Source organism: Aeribacillus pallidus, from assembly GCF_050478865.1.
GTDB lineage: Bacteria > Bacillota > Bacilli > Bacillales > JACDOC01 > JACDOC01.
On record NZ_JBCNBW010000057.1, the window covers coordinates 19279 to 39202 of the forward strand.

Annotated in this window: 15 protein-coding genes; 4 read left to right on the top strand and 11 right to left on the bottom strand. The window is 40.7% G+C overall.

Features of this window, described 5'->3' with window-relative positions; genetic code table 11:
• Positions 1-137 precede the first annotated feature (137 nt).
• The 11 genes from carB to ABES52_RS12480 all read right to left on the bottom strand — a co-directional run bounded on the left by carB (position 138) and on the right by ABES52_RS12480 (position 13381).
• Entirely contained in the window at positions 138-3146 is a 3009-nt protein-coding gene (gene carB / locus ABES52_RS12430) for a carbamoyl-phosphate synthase (glutamine-hydrolyzing) large subunit (protein ID WP_429651472.1), read from the bottom strand.
• Positions 3139-4206: a carbamoyl phosphate synthase small subunit gene (locus ABES52_RS12435; RefSeq protein WP_429651473.1), complete on the bottom strand. Its 1068-nt coding sequence runs from the start codon at positions 4204-4206 to the stop codon at positions 3139-3141. Before ABES52_RS12435 ends, carB begins: the two co-directional genes overlap by 8 nt.
• Before the next feature lie 71 nt (positions 4207-4277).
• Positions 4278-5420, bottom strand: coding sequence for an acetylornithine transaminase (gene argD, locus ABES52_RS12440; protein WP_429651474.1), 1143 nt, complete (start codon positions 5418-5420; stop codon positions 4278-4280).
• A gap of 68 nt (positions 5421-5488) precedes the next feature.
• Entirely contained in the window at positions 5489-6280 is a 792-nt protein-coding gene (gene argB / locus ABES52_RS12445; RefSeq protein ID WP_429651475.1) for an acetylglutamate kinase, read from the bottom strand.
• On the bottom strand, positions 6243-7469 hold the full coding sequence (gene argJ, locus ABES52_RS12450; RefSeq protein ID WP_429651476.1) for a bifunctional ornithine acetyltransferase/N-acetylglutamate synthase: 1227 nt from the start codon (positions 7467-7469) through the stop codon (positions 6243-6245). The genes argB and argJ overlap by 38 nt, the downstream gene beginning before the upstream one ends.
• A 25-nt stretch (positions 7470-7494) precedes the next feature.
• Entirely contained in the window at positions 7495-8532 is a 1038-nt protein-coding gene (argC, locus tag ABES52_RS12455) for an N-acetyl-gamma-glutamyl-phosphate reductase (protein WP_429651477.1), read from the bottom strand.
• A gap of 447 nt (positions 8533-8979) precedes the next feature.
• A complete protein-coding gene (locus ABES52_RS12460; protein ID WP_429651478.1) occupies positions 8980-9387 on the bottom strand; it encodes a universal stress protein in 408 nt (135 codons plus the stop codon).
• Between the two features lie 14 nt (positions 9388-9401).
• Positions 9402-10871 carry a SulP family inorganic anion transporter gene (locus ABES52_RS12465; RefSeq protein WP_429651479.1) on the bottom strand — a complete coding sequence of 490 codons (1470 nt, stop codon included), beginning with the start codon at positions 10869-10871 and terminating at the stop codon, positions 9402-9404.
• 302 nt (positions 10872-11173) lie between these two features.
• A complete protein-coding gene (locus ABES52_RS12470) occupies positions 11174-11644 on the bottom strand; it encodes an NUDIX domain-containing protein (RefSeq protein ID WP_429651480.1) in 471 nt (156 codons plus the stop codon).
• A gap of 87 nt (positions 11645-11731) precedes the next feature.
• Positions 11732-12604 (bottom strand): fructosamine kinase family protein, encoded by an 873-nt coding sequence (locus ABES52_RS12475; RefSeq protein WP_429651481.1) that lies wholly within the window; start codon positions 12602-12604, stop codon positions 11732-11734.
• 12 nt (positions 12605-12616) lie between these two features.
• Positions 12617-13381 (bottom strand): hypothetical protein, encoded by a 765-nt coding sequence (locus ABES52_RS12480; protein WP_429651482.1) that lies wholly within the window; start codon positions 13379-13381, stop codon positions 12617-12619.
• Positions 13382-14185: 804 nt separating this feature from the next.
• Between ABES52_RS12480 and mgtE the strand changes: the two genes are divergently transcribed.
• The 4 genes from mgtE (at position 14186) to ABES52_RS12500 (ending at position 19887) form a co-directional block, all read left to right on the top strand.
• Entirely contained in the window at positions 14186-15544 is a 1359-nt protein-coding gene (mgtE, locus tag ABES52_RS12485; protein ID WP_429651483.1) for a magnesium transporter, read from the top strand.
• Between the two features lie 149 nt (positions 15545-15693).
• Positions 15694-16983, top strand: a complete 1290-nt coding sequence (locus tag ABES52_RS12490; protein ID WP_429651484.1) for a hemolysin family protein — start codon at positions 15694-15696, stop codon at positions 16981-16983.
• Positions 16984-17241: 258 nt separating this feature from the next.
• Entirely contained in the window at positions 17242-18594 is a 1353-nt protein-coding gene (locus tag ABES52_RS12495) for a hemolysin family protein (protein WP_429651485.1), read from the top strand.
• 111 nt (positions 18595-18705) lie between these two features.
• A complete protein-coding gene (locus ABES52_RS12500; RefSeq protein ID WP_429651486.1) occupies positions 18706-19887 on the top strand; it encodes an FtsW/RodA/SpoVE family cell cycle protein in 1182 nt (393 codons plus the stop codon).
• Positions 19888-19924 lie beyond the last annotated feature (37 nt).

Below are 19924 nucleotides of genomic sequence, written 5' to 3' on the forward strand. Positions count from 1 at the left end.
GGAAATTTACTTGCCGATCTTGAAGTTACTTGCCACTTTTACTTAATTACTTGCCTTCATCTTAATTTACGTGTCTATCCAGAACTTTACTTGCTGGCTTGGCTCAACCAACATATCAAAAAACCAAAAGCCAACACTTATGTGTTGACCTTTTGGTACAATCCACATGCATGGATAAAAGCTTCAAACGTTTCTTTTTCGGTAAAGACGGTGAGGCCACGTTCGATGGCTTTTATCCGGTTTCTTCTAGCAGCATCAGTCGATAGAGGATTGTAATACACTTTTCCCCCTCCACATTTTAGCCATTGGTCGAATTCGTCCGATGCTCTACCATTGTCATCGATAAAAATGTTTTGTTCATTAATTGGTTGTAAGTGGGCAAACACTTTTTTCATCGCTTCTTCGACTGTAAGTCCAACACACATTCCTTCACCGGTTGATTTCATTTCCGGACCGAGTTTTAAGTCGACATCGGTGAGGGCATGGGATGAAAAGACCGGAAACTTAACAGCGACCTGTTCGCTGGAGGCTTTGTCAGGCAATTTTAAATCCGTTAACGATGATCCGCACAACACTTCGGTTGCTTTTTCCACTAACGAAATCCCTGTGATTTTACTAACAATCGGAACGGTACGGCTCGCACGTGGGTTGACTTCCAATACGAAAACGTCTTTGTCGCGTAATAAAAATTGGATATTCATAATCCCTTTGTAATGAAGCGCCTGAACTATTTTTTCTGCATACACTCTCACCAGCTTTTTCACTAAAGACGACACACGCTGTGACGGAAACAAAGCATAACTATCTCCCGAATGGATACCTGCTGGTTCAATATGTTCGATGACACCTGGAATCCATACATTCTCTCCATCTGCGACTAGATCGATTTCAATTTCTTTTCCTTCGACAAATTCATCTAACAATAATGGAAAATGAGCATCATCTGTTTGGACAATAATGTCTTCAAATGTGTCCATTGAGTCGACGCGGACCATTCCTTTTCCGCCAATAACATATGAAGGGCGTAATAAAATAGGAAACTGAAGCTTTGTAACAGCTTTTTGCGCCTCTTCTTTCGTTTTGGCGGCCGTCCCTTTAACATGTGGGATGTGTGCACGGTCAAGAAGCGCGTAGAATTTCTCCCGATCCTCGAGTTCATCGAGTAAATCGGTGCTCATTTCTAATAGCGGAACGCCGGCTTTTTCCAACCCTTTAACTAAATTAATGGCTGTTTGTCCACCAAACTGAACAAGGGTGACATCCACCTGTTCATTCTCAATCACGTTTAATATATGCTCGACCGTTAATGGTTCAAAATAAAGGCGATCGGCGATTTCATAATCGGTACTAACCGTTTCTGGATTGTTGTTGATCATAATCGCTTCATACCCTAATTGCTGCAACGTTAAAATACAATGTACCGCACTATAATCAAATTCGACCCCTTGACCGATTCGAATCGGACCTGAGCCGATCACCAGCGCTTTTTTCTTTCCTTTTTTCGGAATGGCTTCGTTTTCTCCACCGTACGTTGAATAAAAATAATTCGTTCGGGCATCAAATTCCGCCGCACACGTATCGACCATCTTATAAACCGCATGAATTCCCCACTTTTGACGGAGCGAGCGGATGTTTTCTTCCGTGAGTCCGGTCCAATGAGCAATCGCTCGGTCAGAAAAGCCGTACCGTTTTGCCCCCTCTAGTAAAGAAGGTTGAAGTTCTTCATTCGCCAATTTCTTCTCTAAAGCCACGAGATGAGCAACTACGGATAAAAAATAATGATCGATACCGGTTTGTTGATGCAACACATCAACGGCGACTCCTCGCCGTAACAATTCGGTTATAACGAAAAATCGCTCATCGTCCGCTTCTTGAAGACGTTGCATCAAATGGGCGGTCTCTTCGGCCTGTAATTTTGGCAACAACAGACCGACTAATGGTAATTCAAGCGATTCAACCGCTTTTTGTAACGCCCCCTCCAACGTTCGATCAATCGCCATCACTTCACCTGTTGCTTTCATTTTTGTTCCGAGTCGGCGGTTTGCTTTCGTAAATTTATCAAACGGCCAGCGCGGAAATTTAACAACGACATAATCTAAAGCTGGTTCAAAACTTGCATACGTTGACTCCGTAAGCGGGTTTTTCAATTCGTGTAACGTGTAGCCAATGGAAAGCTTCGCCGCCATTCGTGCAATTGGATACCCGGTCGCTTTGGAAGCAAGAGCGGATGAGCGACTGACACGCGGATTGACTTCGATGACGTAATATTGGTTACTATGCGGATCGAGGGCAAATTGAATGTTGCAACCACCGACAACCTTTAACGCCGAAATAATTTTTAACGCTGCACTTCGTAACATTTGATACTCTTCGTCTGTTAACGTTTGTGAAGGTGCTACCACGATGGAATCTCCTGTGTGAATTCCGACGGGGTCAATGTTTTCCATATTACACACCGTGATACACGTATTGGCCGCATCCCGCATGACTTCATATTCAATCTCTTTAAAGCCAGCAATACTTTTTTCCACTAACACTTGGTGAATCGGGCTCATGTTCAATCCGTTGGAAACGATGGAAACAAGCTCGGCTTCATTGTACGCAATACCCCCACCTTTTCCACCTAACGTATACGCAGGACGAACGATAATCGGATACCCGATTGTTTGTGCAAACTGTACAGCAGAAGCGATATCTTCTACAATTTCACTTTCCGGTATTGGCTCATTCAGTTCCTTCATGAGCGCCCGGAAACGTTCGCGGTCTTCTCCTTGTTGAATCGATTCACTTGAGGTTCCTAAAAGACGAACGAAATATTTTTTGAGAATTCCACTTTTTTCAAGGTCTACGGCTAAGTTTAATGCCGTTTGCCCACCCAATGTCGCTAAAATGCCGTCTGGTTGTTCTTTTTGAATAATCGTCTCTAAGCTGGAAACAGTGAGCGGTTCAAAATAAACGACATCAGCAAATTTCGTATCGGTCATTATTGTCGCGGGATTGTTATTGACTAATACAACCTTTATCCCTTCCTCTTTTAACGCTAAACAACCTTGTGTACCGGAATAGTCAAATTCTGCTGCTTGCCCGATAATAATCGGTCCGGATCCGATGACGAGTACTTTTTTAATCGTTGGATCTTTAGGCATATATTTTTTCTCTCCCTACCGCAAGTAATACGGCTATATATTCATCAAACACCCAGCTAGCTTCTTTCGGTCCTGGATGGGCTTCTGGATGAAATTGAACCGAAAGAATCGGTAAATGACGATGAACAAGCCCTTCTATCGATTGATCATTGATATTTGTAAAACGGATGTGTACGGGAACATGTTGCAGACTATCTGGGTTCACAACATAGCTATGGTTTTGCGATGTCATAAAAACCCTTCCCGTTTGATGGTCCATTACCGGATGATTCGCCCCACGATGACCGAAGCGTAGTTTTGTTGTATCGCCACCTAATGCAAGGGCGATTAATTGATGCCCTAAACAAATACCGAGCGTCGGAAAGGATGAAATGAGTTTTTTAATGTTCGGTAAAAAAGGTGTTAATGATTTCGGATTGCCTGGACCGTTTGATAACACCACTCCATCTGGGTTCAAATCATACACCGTATCCATCTCATGAAACGGAACGATGGACACACGACATCCTCGCTTTACTAAAGAAGTGGCTATCGATTTTTTATAGCCAAAATCGATGAGCGCAATGTGCACATTACCATTTCCAATCGTTTCCATCGTTTGACTTACCACTTTTTCTACTTGATTCTGCGAAAGGCCTTTCTTTACCGTCCAAGTAGGGTCGGTAGTAATAACGGCTTGTTGTGAGCCAAATGATCGAATTTTTTTCACCACTGCGCGTGTATCGACATGATATAAGCAAGGGATGTTCCATTTGCCTAAATAACTTTTGAACGACTCATTGGCTAAGTAATGAGAATATGTTTCAGTTGCTTGATAGACTACAACCCCCTTTACTTGGGGACGTTTGCTTTCTCCATCAACTTTATTGATTCCATAGTTTCCAATTAAGGGGTACGTAAACACCACAATTTGACCTTTATAGGACGGGTCGGTCAACACTTCTTGATAACCCGTCATTCCTGTATAAAAAACCACTTCCCCTTCACACAAGGGTGGTGCCTGTTCATCTAACTCACCTTCAAACACCGAACCATCAGATAAGATTAAGAATCCTTTCAAAGTAAAACACCTTCTTCCGATGTGTTTTTAATGATTTTTCCATTATTATACAATCACAACTATAAAAATAGCTAACTTGCAATCAATGTAGTAGAAATAATGTCTAACGCCATGTCTATTTCTTCAACTGACACTGTCAATGGTGGCAACAACCGAAGCACGTTCGGACCAGCGGACAACACAAGAAGACCCTTTTCACGTAAAGCAGTGATAAGCGGTTGAACTTCTCCCGAACACTCAATCCCAATCATTAATCCAACACCACGAATTTCACGAACAAAAGGAACATCATGTAATGAGTCCGCTAGTTGCCGAATAAAATAATCTCCTTTTTGGGTAACGTCTTGTAAAAAACTCTCATCAAAAATGACTTTTATCGTTGCTAACGCAGCGGCCATCGCTAACGGGTTACCTCCAAACGTTGAGCCGTGGCTTCCCGCATGAAACGTTTCAATTAAATGCTTTTTCCCGATCATCGCCCCGACTGGAAAACCGCTGCCGAGTCCTTTGGCAAGTGTGATAATATCTGGTTCGATGCCGACATGTTCATACGCAAATTTTTTTCCTGTCCGACCTATCCCTGTTTGAACTTCATCGATAATAAGTAAAGCATTTAATTCGCGGCACTTATCGGCGATGGCGTTCAAAAAGGCTTGTTCCCCAGGCACAACGCCACCTTCACCTTGGACGACCTCCACCATAATGGCGGCAATGTCATCATCTTGTAACGATTCGATGGCGCTCACATTGTTATACGGTAAATGGACAAACGTCGGTGCTAACGGGCCAAATCCTTCTTGCACTTTCTTTTGTCCTGTTGCTGATAACGTAGCATACGTACGACCATGAAACGACTGATAAAAGGTAATGATTTTATGGTTTCCGGTATATTTTCGAGCGAGTTTAATCGCTGCTTCGTTCGCTTCGGCCCCACTATTGGCGAAAAATACCGCATCCCCCACCGAATGATGAACTAACAGTTGTGCAACTTGTTCCTGAAGAGGTATCTGAAACAAATTCGACACGTGCCACACTTTTTCCAGCTGGTGTTGAATGGCCTTTTTTACTTCATCAGGACAATGCCCTAAGTTGCAAACAGCAATTCCTGATGTAAAATCTAAATATGCTTTTCCAGAGGTATCGTAAATGTACGTCCCTTTTGCCCGTTCGACTGGAACCTCCCACCGAGCGTATGTCGGAAACAAGCAACTCAATCTTAACCACCGCCTCTTTATAAATAGTGAAATTTCCATCCATGGAGGGTTTCCCGCTCCGCGAAAGGTTAGTTCGTTATTCGCGTCCCAACCATTTGACCATCGTTCAATATGTCATGATGTCCACCTACAATCATGACCTCTTTTAATTTCGTTGACAAAACCGACATCGCAGCCGTTACTTTCGGAACCATTCCTCCGTAAATGACTCCTTGATCGAGTAAGGACGTAATCATCGACGAAGTAGCCGTTTGGATTAACGTATCTCCATGAAATATTCCAGGGACGTCGGTGACAAATAACAATTTTTCCGCTTGCATATGTTCAGCCACCGCAGCTGCACAAAGATCGGCATTAATATTGACCGTCTGTCCTTCTTTCGTTTTTCCTAACGGAGCGATAACTGGAAAATAAGACGCCTTAAGTAAAGCGTGGAGTAAATGGGTATTCACACACTCGACTTTTCCGACTAGACCTAACGTTTCTGGATTTACGTACGAGGCCGTTAACAGTTGGCCGTCACAACCGGATAATCCTACGGCTGGAAGTTCGTGTTGCTGCAATGTTTTTACTAATTGTTTATTCATTGTTCCTGCTAACACCATTTCGACGACTTCAAGTACCGATGAAGTTGTTTTTCGTTGACCGTTCACAAATTCACTTGAAATCTGTAACCGGTCCAGCATGGCATTAATAGCCGGGCCGCCACCATGAACAACCACCAGATGATTTGTCTTCAACAATTCTTTTAAACTATACATAAATGCTGGTGATAGCTTATGAAGCATACTTCCACCAAGCTTAATCACCATTATTGGCTTATTACGTACGGTAGCTGGCATTGATTTTGACGTATTCATACGTTAAGTCACACCCCCACGCTTTCCCCTTCGCCTCTCCTCCGTTTAAGACGACGGTAATCGTGACATGTTTATTTTGTAAGTAAGTGCTCGCAGCTTCTTCGGAAAAGAGTTGTGGCGTTCCATCTCTAAACAATAAATAAGGCCCCATATAAATCGCCACTTCGTCTGGTTTCACTTCCGTTTGGGTATAACCAATCGCCGCCACAATGCGGCCCCAGTTCGCATCCTCCCCATAAACGGCCGTTTTGACAAGGGAGGATCCGACAATTTGTTTCGCAATTGCTTGAGCATCGGTTGTTGTTTTCGCTCCTTCAACAACGACTTCAACAAGCTTGGTCGCTCCTTCTCCGTCACGAGCAATTTGCTTCGCTAAATCTTCGCACACCGCTTGTAACCCTGCTTTAAAGACTGCCCAATCGGGATGTTCTTCCGTTAAAATGGAATGATGTGCTTCCCCGTTTGCCAAGACAATAACCATGTCGTTCGTTGAGGTGTCACCATCAACGGTAATTTGATTAAACGTAACGTCCGTAATTTCTTTTAACGCTTGTTGTAACGATTCCGAAGAGACATTGGCATCTGTCGTAATAAAACTAAGCATTGTCGCCATGTTCGGATGAATCATCCCTGACCCTTTAGCCGCTCCCCCAATGACAACCGGCACTCCATCGATTTCGATTTGGTAACAGGCACTTTTCGTAACGGTATCCGTTGTTAAAATCGCTTCTTCAAAAGCGTGCGCCCCCTCCAACGTAGCCGAGTATGGTACTTCAGCAATACCTTTTTCAATTTTATCCATTTTTAAAAATTCCCCGATGACACCGGTTGAAGCGACGGCTATGAGGTGTTCGTCAATCTGTAAACGTTTCGCGACAAGCTTTCGCATCGTATAGGCATCTTGCATCCCTTTTTCCCCAGTACAGGCATTTGCGATCGCGCTATTCACAACGATGGCTTGTAACTTTTGCTCTTTGGCGATACTATCTTGCGTTACTTTTAACGGGGCGGCTTGAAAATGGTTTTGTGTATACACCGCTGCACAAGAAGCGGGCTTTGTGCTGACGAGAAGTCCTAGATCTTTTTTTGAATAACGTAACCCAGCATGGATTCCGCCAGCCAAAAACCCTTTTGGTGATGTTATCGAGCCATTGTCGACCTTTTGTATCAACTGTTCTTTTACTTTCAATTTTGATGATGCCACCTTTCTTTTGTTATGGATAAAGCGGGAACATGTCGAGGGCCGTTGTTTCTTTAAACCCGTACATCATGTTAAAATTTTGTACCGCTTGCCCTGCTGCTCCTTTCATTAAATTATCGATGACGGATACGATCGTGAGTCGATTCGTGCGTGGATCTTTTTTTATGCTTATCACACAATCGTTTGATCCGTATACTTCTTTCGTACTTGGGAACGTGCCATCGGTACGAATATGAACGAACGGGGATGCCGCGTAAAACTGTTCATACAATTCTTGTAATCTATAATTCCCCCAATCTTCTTTTAACTCGACGTAAATCGTAGCCATAATGCCACGCGTCATCGGAACAAGATGCGTGCTAAAGGTGATGGCGCCGATCTGACTGTCCCAATCGTGTAATTGCTGCTCGATTTCAGGAATGTGCTGATGTTCATGCACTTTATAAATCGATAAGTTGTCTTGTACTTCGACAAAGTGGGTCACTAAATTCGGTTTCCGCCCTGCCCCCGATACGCCGGACTTGGCATCAATAATGATGGACCCTGGTTTGACTATATTTTCTTTTACAACCGGAGCTAACCCGAGTAACGTAGCCGTCGGGTAGCACCCGGGATTGGCTAGAATCGTTCCTTCTTTTATCTGTTTTGCCTGTAATTCCGATAAACCGTATACCGCTTGAGAAAGAATTGTTTCTGGTGCCGGAACTTTTTTGTACCATTCTGTATATTGGTTCGGGTTTTTTAATCGTAAATCGCCAGATAAATCAATGATTTTTATGCCCTCGTTGTGTAATTGCGGTGTTAGTCTGGCGGAAATTCCCGACGGTGTGGCTAAAAAAATACAATCGTTCTCGTTTTGGATGTACTCCGGATTTAATGGTTGTAAACGGGCTGTCGTCTTCCCGTATAAATGTGGATAAACCTTTTCATATGGAATCTCCTCGGCTCCTGATGTATAAACATTAATTTCTGTCACTTCCGGATGGAGGGACAAAATCCGATACAATTCTACTCCCCCATAACCAGAAGCTCCTATTATTCCTATTTTCATACTTCAATCCCCTTTATCAGTTCGTGGAATTATTTATCATTATATCCAGGTATAAAAATAAAATCAATTGTATATTTATAAAAATTTCGTCGTTATATTTGTAAAGTATCGCGTTGTTTTTTAAGACAAATTGAGAGAACTTGTTTATACTTCACAAAGGGAGAATTTTTTGTGGGAGTAGACATTCAAAGAGGGAATTTTTTGTGGAAATGCTGGTGTTTTCTTTTGAAAATCGTTAAACGATACTGTTGATATTTATACATTACGCTTGTGGCGGACGCTTTCCGCGGGCAAGCCGCAATCCGCTTCCCTCGATTACGCTCAAGTAAGGGTCTTGTGGCTTCTTGTTCCCGCTGGAGTCGCCGTCGTGTGAATAACTTTCTAAAAATCAACAATGACATATAACATAACAAAAGAAAAAACCGCTCTGATAGCAGAGCGGTTTTTTTACTTCACGATTAACACAGGCACTTTTGAAAGGTGGAGTACTTCTTGGCTAACACTTCCGAGGACAAATTCTTGGAATTTGTTTAATCCTCGACTACCAACCACGATTAAATCAATCGGATGAGCATTTGCAAATTCAATAATTTTTTCTGCAGGTTCTCCTTTTAAAAAATGTACGACGTATCGAAGACCTTTTTCATCAAATAAATCGGTTATTGGTTTTAATTTTTGTTTCCGTTCTAATTGTAGCTTTTCTTTATCCCACCCTAACCAAGCATCGTGTTTGGATTCCGATGGACTAACAACATGAACAATATGATAAAAGTGATCGTTTCCTAAAGAAACGGCTGTCTCGGCAGCTTTCATGGAGTGCGTCGTACCGCCAACAGCTAATAAAACCGATTTCATCGTCATCCCCCGTTTTAGTGACTAGACAGCTTCACCTGATCTTGTTTATGCACCGCTAACCGTTCAACAAGTCGTAAGCTAGGTTGATTGAGTCCTTTCAATTGGACGGTTGTGCCGTTTTCTTGTAATTTTAATACAATTTTATCAATCGCTGCAACTGCCGAATCGTCCCAAACGTGGGCATGTGTAAAATCGATTTCCACTTGTTTAGCGGTCTCTTTCCACTCAATTTGCTCAAGTAAATCCGTCACCGAAGCAAAGAACAATTGTCCATATACTGTATATGTTTTCCGATCTAATGCTTCATCCAAATGAGCCGTTACCTTCACCTTTGACATTTTCGCGGCAAAGAAAAGGGCGCTTAATATAACACCCGCAAAGACCCCTTTTGATAAGTCATGCGTAAAGACGACCGTAACTACTGTTACAACCATTACAATTGAGTCCGTTACAGGCACTTGACGCATCATTTTTAATGAATTCCAATCAAACGTACCGATGGACACCATAATCATAACCCCAACCAATGCCGCCATTGGAATTTGAACGACCAAGTCCCCAAGAACAATAATTAGAAATAATAAAAACGTACCTGCAACAAATGTAGAAAGGCGTCCACGCCCACCGGATTTAATGTTAATGACCGATTGCCCAATCATTGCACAACCAGCCATCCCGCCAAAAAATCCAGCCGCAATATTTGCTAAACCCTGTCCTTTACACTCTTTATTTTTATTACTATCCGTATCAGTTAAATCATCGACAATCGAAGCCGTTAATAACGATTCTAGTAAACCGACAATCGCTAGGGCTAATGAATAAGGGAAAATTATCGTTAACGTTTCCCAATTGAGAGGAACATCAGGAATAAGAAACATCGGTAGCGTTTTTGAAATTCCCCCCATGTCGCCAATGGTTTTCACATCTACTTTTGTAACTACAGCAATTGCCGTAATGATAATAATCGCGACTAATGGAGATGGGACAGCTTTTGTGATGCGCGGGAATAAATAAATAATTGCTAAAGCCCCCGCCGTTAACGCATACATCACCCAGCCTTGCCCAACAAAATGTTCAAGCTGAGCCATAAAAATTAAAATCGCGAGCGCATTCACAAAGCCAATCATCACCGAACGAGGAATAAATTTCATAAACCGAGCCAATTTTAAATAACCAAAAATAATTTGGATGATTCCCGTTAAAATCGTTGCAGCAAATAAATATTGCAATCCGTGTTTATCTACTAAATTGACCATTAATAGAGCCATCGCCCCTGTTGCTGCTGAAATCATTCCCGGGCGTCCACCAACAAATGCAATCACTACAGCAATACAGAAGGAGGCATACAAACCGACCATTGGATCGACACCGGCAATAATGGAAAAGGCAATCGCTTCCGGAATTAGAGCTAACGCAACAACAATACCAGATAAAATATCTCCTTTCACGTTACCAAACCATTCTTGCTTCCAACCATAAGTCATCTTTCCACCTTCTTTCTTATAAGTCTATCGTCAAATTAAACATGTACCATCATATCATACCGTTACATGCAATTGAAAAAGGAGTGAAAACGGTAACTTCCTTCTTTCTCTCGCCTTTTCTACGTTTTTCGTCCCTATTCACTCCTATTTAACAAATTTGTCACAAACATAAAATTCAATTTTTCAAAAAAATACAAACTTATAAACCAATAAAAAAATTTTTTGAGCAAAAAAACAGGCCCTGGCTAATAAAAGACCAGGACTTATCGAGTTCGAAGCGGTCCTTTCAAGGAACGAAAATATTAGGTGGATATGAGCAGACGTTCTTCTAAAAACGGAATCGTTCGTTTCGTGTGAGCAAACGTAACAATATGTTTTTGTATCGCGGGATATAAGACGATGTCATTTAACCGATGCAGCGGGACCCATTCCACACCGATTTGATCGGAATCCGGATGTGCTGGCATGTGGGGGATGGACCCTTCTTTTAAATGACATTCAAAAATTAAATGCAGGCCGTGAATGTTTGTTACCGGTTCATTTAATAAATGTGGGGCATATTCAAACACAAATGCCAGTTCCCCTACTTCGACGTCTATCCCTGCTTCTTCTTTTGCTTCTCGCCGGACGGCTTCAATGACACTTTCTCCTTTTTCTACACCACCAGCCGGTAAGTTATAATGAATCCCTTCTTCTGACTGAAACTTGACTAGTAAAACTTGTTCATTTTCAATAATTAAGCTACACGCTCGTACGCGAATCGGATACCCCATTTGCCCACCTCATATTTTTTAAATCGGAAGAATTTTTATTTTACAAAATATTAAAATATTTATAAATATTGGTTATAAAATTAGGGGTTAGCCTATATATTTCTTCACTATCCGATCCACAGACGGACCGTATGTTTCGCCAAACAAATTTAAATGGACGAGCAAATAGTATAGCTGATATAACGGTTTGACTTCTTCGTATGAAGGAGATAGCGGCTTCACTTCTTGATAAGCAGCATAAAACGTTGGAGAAAAACCGCCAAACAGTTCTGTAAACGCAAGATCAAACTCAGCATCACCATAAAAAACAGATGGGTCAATTACATACGGTTCTCCGTTCGGACCTACCATCCAGTTTCCCCCCCATAAATCTCCATGTAATAAAGATGGCTGTACATCGGAGGGTAGCCACGCTTCGATTCGCTCCAGTAGTTGTTGAATTCGTTTTTCCCGCTCAAGGGTGAGTCGACCACGTTGTTTCGCTTGCTGAACTTGGGATGCTAACCGGACATCTCGATAATACTCGACCCAATTTTCGTACGTACCGTTTTTCTGAAGTAAACTACCGATATACGTGTCGGTATGATAACCGTGATACGGCATCGGCTGGCGATGCATCTGGGCTAACCGGTGTCCCAACCATTCCTCTGTTCGCGCCGACTTTTTTCCTTCTATCCATTCTAATAATAGAAACGACCACGATTCATCCGGAGTGGCAGTCACCTCAATCACGTTTGGGACAGCAATGGTGTTCGTTTGGCGAATTTCGTTTAACCCTTGTGCCTCCAGTTGAAAAAACGTCGGAGACACTCGATTTCCTTTGACAAATAGTCGCCCCTCATTCGTATCGACCCGAAACGCACGGTTAATATCTCCGCCAGTTACTTCTTGGACATTTGTTACAATGCTGGTTCCGAGTACACGCTTGACTGCATCTTCAACGAGTGACTTCAGCTGCATCCTATTCACTCCTTAGTTGATGTATGAGCGCCACTCTCTTGTTTTTCGGTCAAACACAATTTTTCCATCGACTTCACGTTTCGCTATTTTTTGAAAATGCTCTAACATTTCGTCCATGTTCAGAAAATCGCCAGCAATCCAAACAGGAAGCTCAATTTTTGTCCGTGAAAACTGAACGTGATCAAACGAAATGACCATTCCTTCTTTCAAATAATCCATAAATGGATAAAGAAATTCTTTTGGAATCGGTGGGTAGTGTTTCTTTTTCAAACGGAGAAAGCTCCGTTCTAGCTTTGTCCCCGAAAGGCGTCGACCAATTACTGCTCCAAGTATGTGATAAAAATCTTCAAAGTATCGGTAATACACTTTTGTCCAATACCCATCGTCATGAGACAGATAAACGTAGCGATTATTCAATTTTTGAAAAAACGGAAGTCGCAGATGTTTCTTCATATGTCCTAAATACAACAGCTCGGCAATTTCTTGTCCGTCTAACACATCAGCTCCTTCTATCTCTTCGAAATCAACCCAACAAAAATCCCCATAACTCGCAACATCCTCTTGTGCTAACTGGTAAAAAGGATCTTTTTTCACATAGTCCAATAACGTATGCATATGTACTTCCGTGTCTTCAAACTGATGCTTTAATAATAGTACCTGATGAATGTCCGTCGGTAAGGAAGCAACAAATTCACCAAAAGAAATCCCATTCGATAACACAAATTGTTCTGAATAGTTCACATGAAGATAAATTACATTCGTATCTAACTGTTTCATACCCAATCCCTCTCTGTAAGTAGCGTGCCTATCTAATTTTTATTATATCGGATATAAAGAAATTTTCGGAGCGAAGTCCTAGCGTCCGAAAGAATGTGGCCGGAATTTTCAAAAATGTGTTCAAAAAAAAACGAAATTCCATCCTATTTTACGCCTCATGTGTCCGAAAAACCATTCTATTTATCAAACATCCACTGTTTATTTTCTTCTGAATATAAAAAACACCTTAATTAAACTTTATCGGTACACGATTCTCCCATAAAAAAAAGACCTTTACTCAATTATAAGTAAAATAAAAATAATTGTACTGTGAACGTATCCACTTTTGGCTTACTTGCATACTCTGTTTAAAAAGGAGTGGATGGTTATGTTGGAATATTTATTTGAAATACAGGCTTTTTTGGCTTTTTTATTTGTATTTAGTTTTATTCTATGGAGATTGTTTACTTATCTATCCTCATCAAACAAAAATATATGGAAATATATTACATTTGCACTTTTTGTTCTCTTAAGCTTTTTACTTGTTTCACTTAGTGTTCAAAGTATATACTTCTTTTTTAATTAGGAAAAGGACTAAGGGGATTTTACCTATAGTCCTCTTTTTTATCTGTCCTCTAAAATTAAAGCCATCTTTTTCTGACCGACCAAATAGGAAAACTTGATAAAGACTCAAATATTTTTTCCATTGGATAAACAAACCTGACCGGAATTTATTTCATTATGCTATATTTCCCTTTATAATAATGAAAGTTGGTTTTGTCCGTTTTACCACCATTTATAAAACAATGGGAGGAGGGAATGCAAATGGTAAAACAATTCACACACGATCAAATTACCTTATTTGTTATCAAATATTTAAAAGAGGGTAAAAGAAAAGAGCTGCAACATTTACTTGATGAATTGCAGCCATATGATATGGCAACTGTATACTCCAATCTTCCAGAAAAGCACCGTACCCGTTTCTTGTTGCAGTTAAGCATTCCTGTCCTTGCCGATATGATTCAAGAACTGGATCGTGAATTACAATTAGACGTTCTGAACCGATTAGGTGCTGAAAAGTCGGGGAAAGTATTAGACGACATGGACAACGACGACTTAGCTTCTTTACTTGACGATTTGTCTCCGGAAAAAATTGAATCCTTCTTATCCGGGATGAAAAAAGAAGAGTCGTCTATCGTCCAAAATATGATGACGTATCACCCGGAAACGGCTGGTCGTTTAATGACGAACCGTTTCGTTTGGATTCGAAACTACTACACAGTACGCGAAGCGGTTGACAAATTAAAATCGTTTGCTGAATTTGCAGAAACGATTAACTATTTATACGTCGTGGATGAAAACAGAAAACTTGTAGGTGTTGTTTCTTATCGGGACTTACTATTGGCCGATATGAATGATAAAATCCAAAATATTATGTACGAGCGGGTCATATCGGTCGACGTAAATACCGACCAAGAAGAAGTGGCTCGACTCATTGAACGATATGACTTCCTTGCTATTCCCGTTGTAAATGAAGAAGGCGTTTTAATGGGGATCGTAACGTTTGACGACATTATCGACGTCGTTATTCAAGAAGCAAACGAAGATATCGAGAAATTGTCCGCATCTGGTAAAGCGATTGATTTTGATACAAAAGCTTTTGTAGCTGCTTATCGGCGACTTCCTTGGCTCATTTTACTATTGTTTATCGGACTCGTATCGGGAAGCATTATTTCCTCTTTTGAAGATACGCTCCAAAGAGTCGTTGCCCTTGCCTTTTTCATGCCCATGATTGCGGGGATGACCGGGAATACGGGAACACAATCTCTCGCTGTCGTCGTGCGCGGTCTAGCTTCTAAAGACATTGATTCAAAAACGATTATGAAGCTCATTTGGCGTGAATTTGGTGTTGGTTTAATTATTGGACTAACTTGCGGAATGTTGATTTCTATCATTGCGTATGTTTGGCAAGGAAGTCTCATATTAGGCTTTGTCGTAGGTAGCTCGCTATTACTTACATTAATTATCGGTACGTTAGCAGGAACCATAATTCCGTTAATTTTATACCGTTTTAACATTGATCCAGCTGTTGCTTCTGGTCCATTAATTACAACAATTAATGATATTTTTTCACTCATTACGTACTTTACGATTGCTTCCTGGTTTTTACACGCCCTATTATAATTCTCCTCACCTCTTTTGAATGGACTTGGTCGCTTCTGGTTAAAGTAAAAGAAACTACTGGTTTCATTAATCATCATACGAAAATGCCAAGTACTACAGAAAAGGAGGTGTGTGGCTGACGTCTTTAATTGGCGTCAGCTTCTTCCTTCATGATTCTTCAACTCTTTTTAGTCACCTTGTTCATCGCCTTAACTGCTTTTTTTGTCGTTTCGGAGTTTGCCATTGTTAAAGTTCGCCCCTCTCGCATTTATCAACTCTTGGAAGAAGAACACCCACAAGCGAAATCGGCTCAGATTGTATTGAATAATTTGGATGGGTATTTGTCAGCTTGCCAACTTGGAATCACGATTACGGCTCTCGGTCTTGGTTGGCTCGGTGAACCGACCGTTCAATCGTTATTACATCCTCTTTTTGAATCGTTGGGACTACCTACTTCGTTAACCCACGCGATTTCATTTGCATTCGCATTTACCATCATCACGTTTTTACACGTGGTATTAGGAGAGTTGGCCCCTAAAACAGTAGCGATTCAAAAAGCGGAGCCAATTACCTTACTAGTCGCTAAACCGCTCATATGGTTCCACAAAATCATGTATCCGTTCATTTGGGCTCTCAATGGATCCGCACGGTTTATTACAAAGTTGTTTGGTTACTCCCCTGCCTCAGAACATGAGATTGCTCATTCAGAAGAAGAGCTCCGTATATTATTGTCGGAAAGCTTTCAAAAGGGAGAAATCAATCAATCCGAATATAAATACGTCAATAAAATATTTGAATTTGATAACCGCTTGGCAAAAGAAATTATGGTCCCCCGAACCGAAATCGTTAGCTTTGAAAAAAATATTTCGTTAAGTGAAATGATGAAAATCGTCAAAAAAGAAAATTACACCCGCTATCCAATAACTGAAGGAGATAAAGACAATATCATCGGTATTATTAATATTAAAGAAGTGTTAACCGACTATGTCCTAAAGCGATGCTCGGAACACACGCTGTCGGATTCGTATATCAAGCCTATTATTCGGGTTATTGAAACGATTCCCATCCATGACTTGTTATTAAAAATGCAAAAAGAACGCTCGCATATGGCCATCCTTCTCGATGAATACGGTGGGACTGCCGGATTAGTCACGGTCGAAGATATTTTAGAAGAAATTGTTGGTGAAATCCGAGATGAATTTGATACTGACGAACCACCGCTGATTCAACAAATCGAGGAACATCATTTTATTTTTGACGCCAAAGTTTTAATTCAAGAAGTGAATAACTTGTTAGGAACAGAGTTATCGGACGAAGAAGTGGATACGATTGGCGGTTGGTTGTTAACGAAAAAATACGATCTTAGAGAAGGAGATTCAATTGAAGTGGACTCGTATACCTTTAAAGCAAAAGAAATGAAAGGACATCATGTTGTGTATGTCGAAGCCATACGGCAATAGGGGAAAAGATTGTAAGTATGCCCTCATAAATATACAAGATTAATCATATAATGCAAAAAGGACCTCTCTATGTAAAATAAACATTCATTGACGATGTGTTTTTCCATTTCTTATAATATGAGTAATATCAAGAAATTTGAGGTGATTAAATGAAGGAATAATATGTTGGGAACATGCCCCTATTCTTCATTCATCATCAAAACTTTGTATATTTAGGAGGTGACTCCTTACTCGTTATCGAACGGGTAAGGAAATTGGTTGGACGACATATATAACTTGGTGCTAGTAGCCATTTTAATTGCTTTCACTGCTTTTTTTGTAGCTTCTGAGTTTGCAATTGTGAAAGTGAGAAGTTCTCGTATTGATCAACTAATCGAAGAAGGTCACAAAAATGCGGTGGCTGCGAAGAAGGTTATTACCAATTTGGACGAATATTTATCTGCTTGTCAACTCGGCATCACCATTACCGCGCTTGGACTAGGTTGGATTGGTGAACCAGCAGTGGCTAATTTATTAGAGCCGTTATTTTTACGTTGGGGGATTGCTAGTTCTCTTGCTCATGTCATTTCATTTGCCATCGCCTTTTCAACCATTACGTTTCTTCACGTCGTTGTTGGTGAACTAGCGCCAAAAACAATGGCGATTCAAAAAGCGGAATCCATTAGTTTATTGGTCGCACGACCACTCATTTGGTTTTACCGAATCATGTATCCCATTATTTGGTCGTTAAACAGTGCGGCTCGACTCGTGACAAAAGTGTTTGGCTTGAAGCCAGCATCTGAACACGAATTAGCGCATTCAGAAGAAGAATTACGAATTATTTTGTCTGAAAGCTACAAAAGCGGAGAAATCAATCAGTCTGAATATAAATACGTGAACAAAATTTTTGAATTCGATGATCGTATCGCTAAAGAAATTATGGTACCACGTACCGAAATTATTTCTTTATCGAAAGACGATACGTTTGAAACCTTCTTACAAGTCGTTACAGAAGAAAAATTTACACGCTATCCGATTATCGATGGAGACAAAGACCATGTCATTGGCCTTGTCAACGTGAAAGAAGTTTTAACCGATATTTTGAATGTAAAAGACCGTTCGACAAAGACGATTGAAGATTACATCCGCCCTATTATTCGGGTCATTGATACGATTCCCATCCATGACCTCTTGTTGAAAATGCAAAAGGAACGTATTCATATGGCCATCTTAATGGACGAATACGGTGGTACCTCGGGACTCGTCACCGTTGAAGATATCATTGAAGAAATCGTCGGTGAGATTCGGGACGAATTTGATATGGATGAAGTACCCCATATCCGTAAAGTAAAGGAAGGTCACTATATATTAGACTCCAAAGTGCTTGTAAACGAAGTGAATGAATTGTTAAACATTCATATCGAAGACGAAGATGTAGATACAATTGGCGGATGGGTGCTAACCCGAAATTACGATGCGAAAGAAGGAGACATTATCGAAATCGATCAATACGATTTCAAAATTATCAAAATGGAAGAGCACCATATTAAATATATTGAAGTAAAGAAAAAGAGTATGACGCAAGAGCCCCAAACGCCCTTATCTCTTGCCAAAACGGAAATCTACTCATAGCTCGAAGGAATGACATCCGTCGTTCCTTCTTTTTTATTGGAAATGATTGTTAGTTGAGACTTAATTTGATACAGTAAAAAGGAAATATATTACCATTAAGAGGTTATGGTTATGGAACAAAAACAATCAGCAAGCCGTTTTGACTGGACGTTGGCGTTTATCCTGCTATTATTTTTCATCATTAGTTGTTTAGCCATTGCGAGCGCCCAAATTACTAGTCCTTATCATACGAATTTCGTTTTACGCCAAGTCGTTTGGTATGTAGTAGGTTTTGGAATTATCTGTAGTGCCATGCTTTTCGATCCTGATCAATATAAACGTCTTTCATGGATTCTCTATATTTTCGGTGTGTTGTCCCTAGCCTTGCTCCACGTAGCTCCAGACAGTATCGCTGAAACACGAAACGGGGCGAAAAGTTGGTTTACGTTCGAACATATTGGATCGATTCAACCTTCAGAGTTTATGAAGACGTTTCTGATTTTAGCGGTTAGTCGATTAATTATGAAGCACCATGAGCGTTATCCGGAGAAAACATGGCAAACCGATATGATCTTACTTGTAAAAATTGGGGTGACCGTACTTATTCCGCTTGGATTTATTATGATGCAGCCGGATTTAGGAACGAGTATGGTTATTGTTGCGATTACCAGTGGGCTACTGCTCGTATCGGGTATTACATGGAAAATCCTACTTCCTTTGTTTATGACGGCCTCTCTTTTCGTTGGATGTGTCATTTTCATTGCTCTTTATGCTCCTCATTTATTGGAGAAGTATCTTGATTCTTATCAAATCGCGCGGATTTATTCTTGGCTTAATCCATACGATTATCAACAATTAGAAGGGTTTAATTTAGTTCGCTCATTAACAGCTATTGGTTCCGGAGAGATTGTTGGAAAAGGATTTAAAGAACGCGAAGTATATGTTCCCGAAAACCATACCGACTTTATTTTTAGTGTCATCGGTGAAGAATATGGTTTTATCGGTGGAAGCCTCGTCATTTGTTTATACTTTTTCCTCATTTATCATATGACAAGGATCGCCCTTGATACGAACGATCCTTTTAATTCGTACGTCTGTGCCGGTATTATTTGCATGACAACGTTCCATGTCTTTCAAAATATCGGCATGACGATACAAGTACTCCCAATTACGGGAATCCCTCTCCCTTTTATTAGTTACGGCGGAAGTTCATTGATGGGGAATATGCTAGCTATGGGCATTATTTTTAGTATCCGCTATTACCATCATTCGTACTTATTCGCTTCAGAAGAAAATCGGGTGTTAAGTATATAATTCACTTGTTTTTTTCAACCAAATGAGTATAATAAAT